Here is a 13401-nt window from a genome sequence, read left to right as displayed (position 1 = left end):
TGCACTGATTGTTCTGTTAGGCTTACGTTGAGTCTTGTTGCAGGCTTGGCTGCTACGTAATGCGCTTCGAAAGTTGTAGGTTTGGCGCAAATTTCTGTTTTTGCAAAACCGCCTACTTGGAGAGACGATAGGTATTCGCCATTGACTTTGATATTGACTGCCGTTGGGTTTACGCCCGTATCGGCACGATAGAAAACCAATCCGGCTTGATTTGCCTGTAGCTTGATTTGGGATGATTGGTTATCAAAATTCGACCATTTGTTGTTGCTTAATGTGCAGGCAGACAGCACGGATACAGCTAAGGCCGTTGTAACCGTCAGTTTTAAAAGTTGCATCATTTACATTCCTCGCAATATTACAATATGAATTAAAAATGTTTTACTATAACCATCAAAACTATACAGATAATTCTACCTTTATTCAAATATATTATTTGAATGTATTTGAATAATCTTTCCCTATCTGTCAATCCGAGCCCTTTGCAAAACTCTTTTCCCCGGCAGCCGCAACCTAACAAAGATTGAGACCTTACAATTCACTATTAAAATGTGCGCCGATGTTCTGTCTGCGCCTGTATGCGGCTTGGGCTACGGCGAGGCTGCATTCGAGCAGGTTGCGGTTTTCGTATTCGGATGCGGTGTGCGGTTCGGCTTGGTTTTGCTTCCAAAGCCTCAGTTGGGCGATGGCGCGGCGCAGGCCGGTATCGTTGCGGAGGATGCCGAGATGGTGTTGGTTGAAGGCTTGCAGGACGGGGCGGCTGAATGTGTTTTGGAGGTCGTCTGAAAAGATGCCTGCTTCAGAAAATGGGCTTTCAGACGACCTTTGGGACGGTGCGGTTTGGAATGCTTGCCCGTCCGCGATGGTTTGGGCGGCAAACCTGGCGGTCACGACGCATTCGAGCAGGGAATTGCTGGCGAGGCGGTTGGCTCCGTGCAGTCCGGTGCAAGCGGTTTCGCCTAAGGCGTAGAGCTGCGGCAGGGAGGTTCTGCCGCTGGGGTCGGTTTGGATGCCGCCGCAGGTGTAGTGCTGCACGGGGCGGACGGGGATGGCTTGGCGCGTGATGTCCAAGCCACATTGGGACAGGCAGTGCCGATGGATGGACGGGAAATGCTGACGGACGAACGCTGTGGGTTTGTGGCTGATGTCGAGTGAGACGAAATCTTGCGTTTGCTTGGCGATTTCGGCGGCGATGGCGCGGGCAACGATGTCGCGCGGTGCAAGTTCGGCGCGGCGGTCGTAATGCGGCATAAACCGTTCGCCCGCTTGGTTGGTCAGGATGCCGCCTTCGCCGCGCACGGCTTCGGAAATCAGGAAGGTGCGGCCGTTTTCAGACGGCCTTGCCAAGCCTGTGGGGTGGAATTGGATAAATTCGAGGTTTTCGACTGCGCAGCCTGCGCGTATCGCCATGGCGATGGCGTCGCCCGTGCATTCGGGCGGCGTGGTGGTGGCGGCGTAAATCTGTCCCAAGCCGCCGCCTGCGAGTACGGTATAGCGGGCGAGGATGCGGTAGGTTTCTTGCGTTCGGCAGTCAAGGACGGTCAGTCCGCACGCTGCGCCCGATTCGGTTTGAACATCCAATGCCATCTGCCGCTCGCAAACGCGGATGTTCGGGCGGCGGCGTATTTGAGCAATCAGGCTCTGCATGACGGCTTCGCCCGTGTAGTCGGCGACGTGGGCGATTCGGCGGCAGGTGTGCCCGCCTTCGCGCGTCAGGTGCAGGTCGTTATTATTTTGGTCGAACGCCACACCCTGCGCCAGCAGCCATTCGATTGCCGGTTTGCCCTGCGACAGGATGGTGCGGACGGCGGCTTCGTTGCACAAACCTGCACCCGCTTCCAAAGTATCGGCGACGTGTTTTTCGATGTCGTCCTCTCCCGACCACGCCGCCGCAATCCCTCCTTGCGCATGACGGCTGGCGGTGTCGTCCAGCCGGTTTTTGCACAAAATGACGATGCGGAACGATTCAGGCAGCGACAGGGCGAGCGTCAGTGCCGCCAGCCCGTTTCCGGCAATCAATACGTCGCAATCGGTTTGCATGGTGTTGTCCTTGTTTGAGAGGTCGTCTGAAACGGTATAGTGGATTAAATTTAAACCAGTACGGCGTTGCCTCGCCTTAGCTCAAAGAGAACGATTCTCTAAGGTGCTCAAGCACCAAGTGAATCGATTCCGTACTATTTGTACTGTCTGCGACTTCGTCGCCTTGTCCTGATTTTTGTTAATCCACTATAAATGCGGACGGCAAATCAGGCGGGGCCCATGCCGTTGAACACATCTTTTTTCTTCAGCCCTGCCGCGAAGTCGAGCATACGCTGCAAAGGCAGTTTGGCGGCTTCGCCCAGCTTTCTGTCCAACAGGATTTCGTTACGTCCGCTTGTCAGGGCGTATTTGATGCCGCCCAGCGAATTCATCGCCATCCACGGGCAGAACGCGCAGCTTTTGCAGCTTCCGCCGTTGCCTGCCGTTGGTGCGGCGATAAATTCTTTATCGGGCGCCTGCTTTTGCATTTCGTGCAGGATGCCCAAATCGGTTGCCACGATGAATTTTTTTTCAGGACGCGATACGGCGGCTTTGAGCAGTTTGCTGGTCGAGCCGACCACATCGCCCAGTTCGATGACGCTTTGCGGCGACTCGGGATGAACCAGCACCACCGCATCGGGATGCTCCGCCTTCAACGCCGCCAGCTCCTGCCCTTTAAATTCGTTGTGAACGATGCACGAACCCTGCCACAACAACATATCCGCGCCCGTTTCGCGGCGGATGTAGTCGCCGAGGTGGCGGTCGGGCCCCCAAATCAGTTTCTCGCCGCACGATTTCAGATACGACACGATTTCCAACGCCACCGAAGACGTTACCACCCAATCGGCACGCGCTTTCACGGCAGCGGAAGTGTTGGCGTACACCACCACCGTGCGGTCGGGGTGTTGGTCGCAAAACGCTGAAAACGCTTCTTCGGGACAACCCAAATCCAAAGAACATTCCGCCTCTAAATCAGGCATCAGCACTGTTTTTTCAGGACAGAGGATTTTTGCGCTCTCGCCCATGAAGCGTACGCCCGCCACCACCAGCGTATCGGCTTCGTGTTCCGCGCCGAAGCGTGCCATCTCCAACGAATCGCCCACGCATCCGCCTGTTTCCAAAGCCAAATCCTGAATCAGCGGATCGACGTAATAATGCGCCACCAAGACCGCGTTTTTCTCCTTCAGCAACGCCTTGATTTCGTCTTTCAGACGACCTGCCGTTTCGCGGTCGGGCGTGTCGGCAACCTTTGCCCACGCCTGACGGATTTGGCAGGCAGAAGTCGGCGTTTGGATGAGGGGCATATCGTAATCGAACGAGCGGCGGGCGGCGGTTTGCATGAGACTTCCTTATGGCTGGTTTTTCAGACGGCATAAAGATTTGCCGTTATATTTTGAAATATTTTTATATTATGCTCAATTTGAGTATAATAAACAAGATCGTCTGAAAACCGCTTTGGTTTACAATAAGGTTTTCTCTTGAATGAAAGCCACGCATGGATGCCTATCCTGAAACAGCAGCCAATACGCAAAGTATTGTCGAGCTTGTTCCTGTACTGATCGCCATTACAAACGGCAGCTTGAGGGTTTTGACAGTTGCCAAAGGAGAGCTATTACCCAATGGCCTGCTTGCACCGCTTCGCCACTCTCTACAAGCAGGAGTCAGGATGTGGGTTGCCAAACAGACATCACAGCCTATGGGCTATGTGGAACAGCTTTATACGTTTGTAGATACGCGCCGTCAAAACGAGCAAGGCCTACCTGTCTTGTACGTCAGCTATCTGGGGCTGGTGCGCGAGGCAGCCGACAGCATCCTGCACCCCGACGCAAAATGGCAGGACTGCTACTGCTATTTTCCGTGGGAAGATTTGCGTAACGCCGGTAGGCAACATGAGACCATCGTCAGCCGCCTGCGCATTTGGGCAAACTCGGCGGATACGGAGGAAGTGCGCCAAAAGCGGCTCAAGCGCATTCATTTGTGCTGGGGGGTCGAACCGGAAAACTGGTCGGAAGAATACGTTTTGCAACGCTATGAAATGCTGTATGAAAGCGGCCTGATAGCGGAAGCTGCCGAGCCGCAGGCAAACTTTGATTTCGCGCTCACGGGGCAGCCCATGCGCCATGACCACCGCCGCGTACTGGCGACAGCCTTATCCCGCCTACGCGCCAAAATCAAATACCGCCCCGTAATTTTTGAACTGATGCCGCCCGAATTTACACTGCTGCAACTGCAAAACAGCGTCGAAGCCATCAGCGGCCGATTGTTGCATAAGCAAAACTTCCGCCGCCAGATTCAGCAGCAAAACCTTATCGAGCCGTCGGATACCGGCGTATCAGGCAGTAAAGGCCGTCCTGCTCAGCTTTACCGCTTCCGCGATGATGTCCTGCCCGATCAGCTGATTTCTGATATCGGACTGCCGCTGGGTAGCCGCTAACTGATTTTCAGACGGCCTCAAATTAAAATTTGCCCTATCGGGGCAATATCAATATTTTTCCAACAAAGGAATCTTCATGTCGTCTGAAAACAATCTTCTTCCTCTACCCGATACCCTGTTGCGTCCCATGGTAGAACAAGCCTTGAGCGAAGACTTGGGCAGGCGCGGCGACATTACGTCCACCGCCATCATCGCGCCCGACAAAACCGCCAAACTCTTCCTTGTCAGCCGCGAAGACGGCGTCATCGCCGGTATGGACTTGGCGCGCCTCGCGTTTCAGACGATGGATCCGTCCGTCCGCTTCCAAGCCGAAATCCACGACGGACAAGCCGTCCGCGCAAGTCAGACGCTGGCCGCCGTCGAAGGCAACGCTCGCGCGCTACTCGCCGCCGAACGCACCGCGCTCAACTACCTCACACACTTGAGCGGCATCGCCACCGCTACCGCTCGCGCAGTAGCCGAAGTTGCTGGTTACAATGTGGACATCGTGTGCAGCCGCAAAACCATCCCACTGCTTCGCGTCCTGCAAAAATACGCCGTCAGAGCAGGCGGCGGCGTGAACCACCGCATGGGCTTGGACGACGCCGTACTCATCAAAGACAACCACCTCGCCTATTGCGGCAGCATCGCCCAAGCCGTGCGGCAGGCAAAACAGGCGGTCGGACCGTTGACTTGCGTGGAAATCGAAGTGGACACGTTGGCACAACTGGACGAAGCCATCGCAGCGGGCGCGGAACGGATTTTGCTGGACAACATGGATGACGAAACCCTGAAAGAAGCGGCAAACCGCTGCCACACGCAAACCGCCCATCCCTACACCATCTATTGCGAAGCATCGGGCGGCATCGGCTTCGACCGCCTGAAGTGCGTGGCACAAACCGGCGTGGACGGCATCGCCCTCGGCTATCTGACCCACAGCAGCCGCTCGTTGGATATAGGATTGGATTTCGTGGCGTGAATTTCAAAAATACAACGATTGCCTATAAAGGTACAGGTCTCAAGCTGTGCTATTGGCCAAGCAGAGTGGCTTTGAAAAGGATAAGAAGAGATAGGTAGGACGGCTATAGAGGTCTCTAATGTAACGAGTTCTTTAATGATTCAGGGAGTGCTCGATCAACTGCTAATCAAATATCTACTCCAACTTCAATAAGGGTAAACGGTCGATGTGCTTGATAGGCATGGCTTATGTAAATTTACTGAAAAAAGGGTGCTAATGCCCCTAAGTGTGCTTGGTAGTAATTTAGAAGATTTTACAAAGGTCTCAGCCTTTTTATTTCTATAAAAATGCGGCAGGTTTTTAAAACCTGCCGCGGTATGGGGACATACAGCTCGGACGGTAAGCCGGGTTCTGTCGCGGACAGTCATTCCTCTAGGCACATCATTGCTGGTGCGCTCAAGCAACCTACCCGAACGCTCGGCGAGCAGCGTCATCGCGTTCTGTTTGGTCTTGCTCCGAATGGGGTTTAGCCTGCTGCGCTTTGTTACCAAATGCACGGTGCGCTCTTACCGCACCTTTTCACCCTTACCTGTTTCGCCCGAAGGCAATCATCGGCGGTATTGCTTTCTGTTCCACTTTCCGTCGCGTTGCCGCGCCCGGCCGTTAGCCGGCATTCTGCTCTATGGAGCCCGGACTTTCCTCCCCGTATGCCTTACGCGATACGCGGCGACTGTCTGTCCGACCTGTATGAGTCGCGGATTATAACACAGCCGCCATAGGGTTCAGACGGCCTAAATATTTATTTTTTCTTTTTAAATGCTATTTCGGTCAAACCCAATTCCTGTGCTTTTTTGCGGACTGCGGATTCGGGCATTTCGCGTGCCAGGCGGCTGGTGCAGTATTCAGTCATGGTGGTGGCGCAGGCTTTGAAGTTGCCGGTAAAGTCGCTGGCAGCACTTAAAAACGGGATGAGGCGGCCGGCCATGATTTCTTCGGCCGGTGCGTCTGTTTGGGCGGATACGCGTCCGGACTCGACCGCCGAGAAGATTTGTTCGGTAAAGCGTCGGGCGAAGTTTTCTTCTGTTTGGCAGTCTTGGAATGCGGTGTTTTCATGTTGGCAGACGAGGGTAACTTCGCCTTGAGCTTCTTGCAGCGGTTCGGCCAAATCGAGTTTGAGGGTTTGCTTGTCGGTTTGCAGCCAGGCGGTGCGGCCTTGGGTTTTGATGATTTTGCCGTAAACGCCGATGGCATCGTTTTTGGGGATGTTTTTCTGTTCGGCAAGTTGCTGGGCCGAGAATAAGGGGGCTTGTTCGGCAAATGCGCCGCCGGTTTCGTGTTTGAAGTAGGCGGCGAGGTCTTGTTTGATGAGGGCTTGGGTCAGTAGTTTTTCGCCTTCGGTCAGGCGGTGTGCAAAGCCGTGTGTTTTTGGGGCGGATGCGGCATCCGTGGTCTTGGTGTCCGGTGTGCAGGCGCTCAGGAGTAAAAGCAGGGGAAGGATATATTTCATGGTTGGTCTCTCAACAGGCCGTCTGAACCTATGGTTTCAAACGGTCAGCATTGTTTATCGATAACGATAAACCCAGCGCGGATAGACGGGATAGGCCGGGTAATTGCGGACGGGTTCGCTGTCTTGATAGATGACGGTCGTTCCCGGCGGGGCGTTGATGGTCACGGTTTTGTTGACGGTGGTTTGCGAGTGGACGGGCAGGTCCAAGACGGCGGTGCGCCCATACGGAGTCTCGGTATAGACGCACGCGCTTAGAAGCAAGGCGGCACTCAGGACGGCGGTTTTCATGTTTCAGACGGCCTTATTTGAGCAGGTTTTTCAAGGCCAGGCGTACGCCTTCGCCGACTTCCGTGCCTTTGGGAATGCTTTTGGTGGCGGCTTTGGCTTCGCGTTCGTTGTAGCCGAGGGCAAGCAGGGTGTTGATGATGTCTTGGCTTTCGTCGGCAACGGCATCAGGGGCAAACAGGCCGTCTGAAACGGTATGGAACACGAGTTTGCCGCGCAGTTCCAACACCATGCGTTCGGCGGTTTTCTTGCCGATGCCGGGCGCGGAAGAGAGGCGTTTGACGTCTTCTTCGGCAATGGCTTGCGCCAGCTCGTCGGCATTCATGGCCGATAAAATGCCCAATGCGGTTTTGGCACCGATGCCGCTGACTTTGACCAGTTGGCGGAAGGTGGCGCGTTCCTCGGCTGAGGCGAAACCAAACAGCAAATGTGCGTCTTCGCGGACAACAAGCTGAGTGTAAAGATGGACGGTTTCGCCAACGGAGGGCAGGTTGTAGAAAGTCTGCATGGAAACGTCGGCTTCATAACCGACGCCGTTGACGTCGATAACGACCTGCGGCGGATTTTTCTCAATCAATTTGCCTGTGAGCCTGCTGATCATGGTGTTCCCCTGTGATTAAAAAAGGCCGTCTGAAACCTTGCAATCGGGTTTCAGACGGCCTTGTATTGTATCAAACTTCAGCGGTAACGCGGACGAAATCAGATGGCGGATGCCAGGTTCAGATGACGGGCGCGTTCGCCTGCTTCGGCGGCACGTTCTTGGCTGCTGAACGGACCCATTTTGACAACGTATTCGTAGTTGCGTTTTTCAAGCATGACTTTGCTGTCCGACGGCAGGCTTTGTGCGGCTTGGTTCAAATAAGCTTGTGCTTCGCGTTGGGTACCGAAGGATTTCAAATCAACAAAAAATTCTTTGTTGTTTGGGGAAACAATGGTTTGAGCGGCGGTTTGGCCGGGGATGACCTGCTCAACTTTGACGTTGGCCGTGCCTTGGTTGATGAAACCCAATTGTTGGGCGGCGGCTTTGGAAACATCGATGACGCGGTTGCCGTGGAAAGGGCCGCGGTCGTTGACGCGGACGATGACGCTTTTGCCGTTTTGCATATTGGTCACGCGTGCGTAGCTGGGAATAGGGAGGGTTTTGTGTGCGGCGGAGAGGGCGTTCATATTGTAACGCTCGCCGCTGGAAGTTTTACGGCCGTGGAATTGGTTGCCGTACCATGAGGCTTTGCCGGTTTGGCTGAAAGAGGAAACTTTGGTCAGCGGCGTGTAGCGTTTGCCGGCAACTTTGTAACTGCGGTTGGCAGAAGGATGCAGTTTTTCGACTCGGACCACGCTGTCGGCGACGGAGGCATTGATGGAAAGGACGCCGATGGTGGTGGCGGCTAAGGAAAGGAGGGTTTTTTTAGTAAAAATCAAAACGGGTTCCGTTCTTGAGTTGATAACGCAGCGGTTTTCAGACGGCCTGTTATACGCCGCCTGCGAAACCGTTTTGTCGCCATGCTTCAAACAGAATGACGGCGACGGTATTGGAAAGATTCATGCTCCTGCTGCCGGGCATCATCGGCAGGCGGATTTTTTGTCCGGCAGGCAGGCTGTCGAGAACTTCGGCAGGCAGGCCGCGCGTTTCGGGACCAAACAGCAATACGTCGCCTTCGCGGAAGGAAACTTCGTCGGGGCGGGTAGAGCCTTTGGTGGTCAGCGCGAAAATGCGGCGGCCTTCAAGGGCCTTGAGGCAATCATCAAAATTCTCATGTACCGTCAGTTTGGCAAACTCGTGATAATCCAAGCCCGCGCGTTTCATTTTGGATGAATCCAGAGGGAAACCAAGCGGCTTGACCAAGTGCAAATCAGCACCGGTATTGGCGCACAGGCGGATGATATTGCCCGTATTGGGCGGGATTTCGGGTTGGTACAAAACTATGGTAAACATATAAATCAATCACTTATAGAGTGGCATAATGCCGAAATGTTCCATGGGTGTCAAAAATTTTAGCTATTTTTTCATTGGCGGACGCGCCAAGCTCCAGCAAAAAATCTTACCTGCGCCTGATTTTTTCAGCGTTTTCGCCAATTCGTCCAAAGTCGAGCCGGTGGTGAAGACATCATCAATTAACAGAATATTACACGCCTTCGGCAATTCGGTTTTGATTTTAAATGCATTCTTGATATTTCGCCGACGTTCGTCGCTTTTCAGCGTACTTTGAGGCTCGCCATACCGTCTGAAAACCGTGTGGCGCGGCAGTAGCGTCCAGCCGTAGCGTTTCGCCAAAATATCCGTCAACGCCTCGCTTTGGTTGAATCCGCGCTTGAGCCGCCGCTCTTTGCTCAAAGGCATGGGCAGGACGAAATCGAAATGTTCCGTCGCCAGCCAGTCCGGTGCGTTTTGGCTCATCAAATCCGCCAACGGACGGCTCATGCCCAAGTCGGCCAAGTGTTTCAGCTCGCGTATCATGCTGCTGACAGGCGGTTCGTAATACAGCGAAGCCCACATTCTATCAAATGCGGGCGGCTTTTTCTGACAACTGCCACACACTGTCCCGCCCGCGACATGGCGGAAACACAAAGGGCAGCTTTGTGCCGCGTCGATAAAATATTCCGTCAAATCGTTTGCGCAGCCTCGGCAAAGGCCGTCTGAAACGGAATCGTGGCATAATACGCAACGTCGCGCATTGAGCTGTTTCAAACTGCGCCACCAAGAAAGAACATTCATGCCACACTCCGCCAAAAAAGTTTATCTGATACACGGTTGGGCGGCGAACCGCCATGTATTCGACGATTTGATACCGCGCCTGCCTGCCGATTGGGACGTCCGCGCGCTTGATTTGCCCGGACACGGCGATGCGCCTTTTGCCGAACCGTTTGATATTGCCGCCGTTGCCGAAGCCTTCGCCGGACAAATCGACACGCCGGCACACATTCTCGGCTGGTCGCTGGGCGGACTGGTTGCCCTGTATCTGACCGCGCTTTATCCCGACAAAGTCCGATCGCTCTGCCTGACGGCAAGTTTTGCCCGATTGACTGCCGACACGGATTATCCCGAAGGCTTGGCGCAACCTACCTTGGGCAAGATGGTCGGCGCATTCCAGCAGGATTATGCCAAACATATTAAACAGTTTCTACAACTGCAACTGTTGCATACGCCGCATTCAGGCGAAATCTTAAACCGGGTGCTGCCCGATTTGGCACGCTGCGGCACGCCTTCCGCCTTACAGGCCGCGCTTGAAGCCGTCAATCATGCCGACGCGCGTCCGCTGTTGCCGCTTATTCAAACGCCGTCATTGCTGGTGTTTGGACAGAAAGACGCCATCACGCCGCCGCGCATGGGCGAATATTTACACCGCCATTTGAGCGACAGCGAGCTGGTCCTTATCGACAAAGCCGCACACGCGCCCTTTTTAAGCCATGCCGACGAATTTGCCGAAATCTACCGCAATTTTGTCGAAAAGGCCGTCTGAAAAAGACTTCAACCATAAAAACAGAATATTGTCGGGCAAAGCCCGCTGACACGACCCACCATGACCGAACAAGACAAACGTTGGCAGATTCACCGCCATCTCGCCCAAGACACCGACGAGCGCCTGCAGCTGGTCCGCAATGCACCCAAACGCATCATGCTGATTGGTGCCGATGCCGACATCAGCCGCAGCCTGCTGGCCGCGCGTTATCCCGACGCCGTGTTTGAAGAATACGATCCGAATGCCGATTTTTTGAAAACCGCCGCCGCCGCGCGCAAAGGCGGTTTTTGGCAGAAGCTGACCGGCAAAACCATTCCGCAGCATTGCCAAACCCTGACCGCGCCGTTGCCTGAAGCATCTGCCGATATGTTGTGGGCCAACCTCAGCCTCAGCCGCGCCGACGATATTTTGCCGGTATTGAAAAACTGGGCCGCTGCTTTGAAAACCGACGGATTATTGTTTTTCACGCACTTTGGCCGCGACAGCCTGACCGAGCTGACAGGCCGTCTGAACCATGAAGGCATCGAATGCGAAGCACCCACGCTGATTGATATGCACGACTTGGGCGATATGCTCGCTGACAACGGCTTTTACGATCCGGTAACTGACACGGCTAAGCTTGAGTTGAGCTATAAAAAAGCCGGGACGTTTTGGCAGGACATGGAAACCTTGGGATTGTGGAACGCGTTGAAGTTCAGCAATCCGCAAGCGGCCAAGGAATGTGTGGATAAGATTTTTGCCAACGAAGGCCGTCTGAACATCACGCTTGAAACCGTGTACGGCCATGCCGTGAAGAAATTGGTGTTGCCGCAAGGGGAGAACGTGGTGCAGTTTTTCCCGAAACGGCAGGGCTAGTTTGGCGGTTGTGCCGGTAGGGTTGACACCGCGATTGCGTGTTGTCGAATGCGGTTTGGCGTTTATATCGATTGCCTGCGCTGTTTAAGGGGATAGATTTTCAGACCCTAATAAATTGACTTTAATTGCAGAGAATGTGGCAAATAAAAAACCTCAAAAGAACGGTTCACCTTATCCAAATGCTAATATGCGAGATGCACATGCTGAAATAGGTGCAATTCAACAAGCTTATGAAAAAGGTGTGACTAAAGGAAAAAATATGGTGATCCATGTCCAAGGGCGTGATGTATGTACGCATTGTCGTCAAGACATTGCATCAGCAGCAGAAAAAGCAGGATTAAAATCGGTCACTGTTCATGCTGTTGATGATAAGAACAAACTGAGAACTTATACTTGGATTCAAGGGCAAACATCAATAAAGGAAAATAAGAATGGAAAATAGCTTATTATTTTTTTCATGTGCATATAAATCAGAAGAGGGTGAATGGATAACTTTGGCAGATAGGGATATGGCATCTAAGATTGGTAAAGATAAAATATTATCTATGCTTAACAGCACAAAGAATCATAGATCTGACGTTAGATTAGAAGTTATACCTGAACCAGAAGTAGGCTTATCTGAATTAAGGATGGAATCAGATGGTGAGAGATATTTATTTACTCTACTTGAATACGGGGATAACGGGGAGTTTTTGATTAGGTCTAAGTCCAATTTTACTGGAGTTCCAAGATTGGTTGATTTTATGGGAGAACCTTTTCCAGCAAGTGAAGTTATAACAGATTTTGATTTTATTAAAAGAGTATTTGTTGAGTTGCTAGAAACAGGAAATGTTTCTTATGAGTTAATGGATATATAATTTAAAACATCTATATAAAGTGCGGTCAATTTTTAAAGCGTTTTAAAAGCTCTCAAAAACTGACCGCACTTTGATCTGCCCCCCAAAAGTTGGACAGGTTAGTTAACTTAAATATTGAGCTCGGTATTGCACTGGGCTCAATCCTTTTAAACCAAGTTTAATTCGTTTTTGGTTGTAATACACTAAATATTCTTCAATTTCAGTATGTATGAAAAAGGCCGTCTGAAAAGTTTTCAGACGGCTTTTTGTTTGATTCCAAATTAAGCCTGTTTGGCCGCCCATTCGGCCGGAGTGGCGGCAACGGAAATAGACAGCGCGTGCAATTCGTTGCTTTCGAGTTGCGGCTTGAGGCCGTCTTTAATCAGGCGGTGGCGGGCGAGGCGGGCTTTGCCTTCAAATGAGGAGGAAACGATTACGGCGAAGAAGTGATGGCCGTCGCCTTCGACTTCGACGTGTTCGCAAGGGGTAACGCCTTCAATCAGGGTTTTGACTTGTTCGGGTAAAAGCATGGGGGTTCCTTGGGAAATGGTTTGCTTGTAAAAGAGGGCATTATACCGAATCTTGATAAAAACAGGCCGTCTGAAAAACCAAACTTCGGGTTTCAGACGGCCTCGGCCTTTGGAAGCGTCAAATGCTTATTCGTACACTTTCAGCAGCTCGACTTCAAAAATCAAGGTCGCGTGCGGAGGAATCACGCCGCCGGCACCGTGTGCGCCGTAGCCCATTTCGGAAGGAATGGTCAGCTTGCGTTTGCCGCCTTCTTTCATGCCGCCGAAGCCTTCGTCCCAACCTTTAATTACTTGGCCGACGCCCAGAGTGATGGTCAGCGGTTGACGGCGGTCGAGGCTGGAGTCGAATTTGGTACCGTCTTCCAACCAGCCGGTGTAATGTACGGTGATTTCTTTGCCTTTGACGGCTTCTTTGCCGTGGCCTTCTTGCAAGTCTTCAATAATCAGGCTCATGATGTTCCTTTCGGATGTATGGTGAAAATCGGCTCAAGATTACCATATTGTGTGGAATCGTGAAACAAATGCGCCTATATGGCCGGCAAC

The 13401-nt window shown here is 52.7% G+C and carries 17 protein-coding genes, 1 other RNA gene and 1 pseudogene; 6 read left to right on the top strand and 13 right to left on the bottom strand.

All coding sequences use genetic code 11. The features are described from left to right. The 3 genes from O3682_RS11485 to nadA form a co-directional block, all read right to left on the bottom strand. The coding region (locus tag O3682_RS11485; RefSeq protein WP_371510161.1) for a hypothetical protein at positions 1–338 on the bottom strand (338 nt) is incomplete at its 3' end. 190 nt (positions 339–528) lie between these two features. Next, positions 529–2037, bottom strand: coding sequence for an L-aspartate oxidase (nadB, locus tag O3682_RS11480; protein WP_371510160.1), 1509 nt, complete (start codon positions 2035–2037; stop codon positions 529–531). Between the two features lie 206 nt (positions 2038–2243). Then, positions 2244–3356, bottom strand: a complete 1113-nt coding sequence (gene nadA, locus O3682_RS11475; protein ID WP_049336219.1) for a quinolinate synthase NadA — start codon at positions 3354–3356, stop codon at positions 2244–2246. A gap of 155 nt (positions 3357–3511) precedes the next feature. On the opposite strand from nadA, the gene O3682_RS11470 reads away from it, so the two are divergent. After that, positions 3512–4450 (top strand): NUDIX hydrolase, encoded by a 939-nt coding sequence (locus O3682_RS11470; RefSeq protein ID WP_371510159.1) that lies wholly within the window; start codon positions 3512–3514, stop codon positions 4448–4450. A 76-nt stretch (positions 4451–4526) separates the two neighbouring features. Next, positions 4527–5408 carry a carboxylating nicotinate-nucleotide diphosphorylase gene (gene nadC, locus O3682_RS11465; protein WP_371510158.1) on the top strand — a complete coding sequence of 294 codons (882 nt, stop codon included), beginning with the start codon at positions 4527–4529 and terminating at the stop codon, positions 5406–5408. Between the two features lie 363 nt (positions 5409–5771). Here nadC and rnpB read toward each other — a convergent pair. From rnpB to O3682_RS11430, 7 genes are all read right to left on the bottom strand, one after another. Continuing rightward, positions 5772–6133: RNase P RNA component class A (gene rnpB / locus O3682_RS11460), an RNA gene on the bottom strand. A 53-nt stretch (positions 6134–6186) separates the two neighbouring features. Next, complete coding sequence (locus O3682_RS11455; protein ID WP_070587856.1) at positions 6187–6894, bottom strand: hypothetical protein; 708 nt, start codon at positions 6892–6894, stop codon at positions 6187–6189. 54 nt (positions 6895–6948) lie between these two features. Beyond that, entirely contained in the window at positions 6949–7182 is a 234-nt protein-coding gene (locus tag O3682_RS11450) for a methionine-binding protein (protein ID WP_371510157.1), read from the bottom strand. A 13-nt stretch (positions 7183–7195) separates the two neighbouring features. Further along, positions 7196–7780, bottom strand: coding sequence for a Holliday junction branch migration protein RuvA (gene ruvA / locus O3682_RS11445; RefSeq protein ID WP_371510156.1), 585 nt, complete (start codon positions 7778–7780; stop codon positions 7196–7198). Positions 7781–7878: 98 nt separating this feature from the next. After that, positions 7879–8598 carry a septal ring lytic transglycosylase RlpA family protein gene (locus O3682_RS11440; protein WP_371510155.1) on the bottom strand — a complete coding sequence of 240 codons (720 nt, stop codon included), beginning with the start codon at positions 8596–8598 and terminating at the stop codon, positions 7879–7881. A gap of 49 nt (positions 8599–8647) precedes the next feature. Then, the gene (gene trmL / locus O3682_RS11435) at positions 8648–9112 is read right to left on the bottom strand and encodes a tRNA (uridine(34)/cytosine(34)/5-carboxymethylaminomethyluridine(34)-2'-O)-methyltransferase TrmL (protein ID WP_070584515.1); all 465 of its coding nucleotides are present in this window, start codon (positions 9110–9112) and stop codon (positions 8648–8650) included. A 63-nt stretch (positions 9113–9175) separates the two neighbouring features. Continuing rightward, positions 9176–9892 carry a ComFC family protein gene (locus O3682_RS11430; RefSeq protein ID WP_371510154.1) on the bottom strand — a complete coding sequence of 239 codons (717 nt, stop codon included), beginning with the start codon at positions 9890–9892 and terminating at the stop codon, positions 9176–9178. Between O3682_RS11430 and bioH the strand changes: the two genes are divergently transcribed. From bioH to O3682_RS11410, 4 genes and pseudogenes are all read left to right on the top strand, one after another. Continuing rightward, complete coding sequence (gene bioH / locus O3682_RS11425) at positions 9891–10637, top strand: pimeloyl-ACP methyl ester esterase BioH (protein WP_371510153.1); 747 nt, start codon at positions 9891–9893, stop codon at positions 10635–10637. The two genes, O3682_RS11430 and bioH, sit on opposite strands and share 2 nt — an antisense overlap. Before the next feature lie 60 nt (positions 10638–10697). Next, complete coding sequence (locus O3682_RS11420; RefSeq protein WP_371510152.1) at positions 10698–11492, top strand: methyltransferase; 795 nt, start codon at positions 10698–10700, stop codon at positions 11490–11492. Between the two features lie 106 nt (positions 11493–11598). Beyond that, a pseudogene (locus O3682_RS11415) lies at positions 11599–11934 on the top strand (cytidine deaminase-like fold-containing protein); the annotation flags it as partial. Continuing rightward, entirely contained in the window at positions 11924–12349 is a 426-nt protein-coding gene (locus O3682_RS11410; RefSeq protein WP_371510151.1) for a DUF6911 family protein, read from the top strand. The pseudogene O3682_RS11415 and the gene O3682_RS11410, both read left to right, overlap by 11 nt. Before the next feature lie 102 nt (positions 12350–12451). On the opposite strand, the gene O3682_RS11405 is transcribed toward O3682_RS11410, so the two are convergent. From O3682_RS11405 to O3682_RS11395, 3 genes are all read right to left on the bottom strand, one after another. Continuing rightward, complete coding sequence (locus O3682_RS11405; protein ID WP_083324959.1) at positions 12452–12631, bottom strand: IS3 family transposase; 180 nt, start codon at positions 12629–12631, stop codon at positions 12452–12454. Next, complete coding sequence (locus O3682_RS11400) at positions 12610–12858, bottom strand: BolA family protein (protein WP_003686612.1); 249 nt, start codon at positions 12856–12858, stop codon at positions 12610–12612. Before O3682_RS11400 ends, O3682_RS11405 begins: the two co-directional genes overlap by 22 nt. A gap of 126 nt (positions 12859–12984) precedes the next feature. Next, the gene (locus O3682_RS11395; protein WP_094192864.1) at positions 12985–13314 is read right to left on the bottom strand and encodes an FKBP-type peptidyl-prolyl cis-trans isomerase; all 330 of its coding nucleotides are present in this window, start codon (positions 13312–13314) and stop codon (positions 12985–12987) included. Between the last annotated feature and the right edge of the window lie 87 nt (positions 13315–13401).

The organism is Neisseria sp. 27098_8_112, assembly GCF_041433235.1.
GTDB lineage: Bacteria > Pseudomonadota > Gammaproteobacteria > Burkholderiales > Neisseriaceae > Neisseria.
Note: the sequence above shows the minus strand (reverse complement) of the source record. Positions and strands in the feature narration are given on the sequence as shown.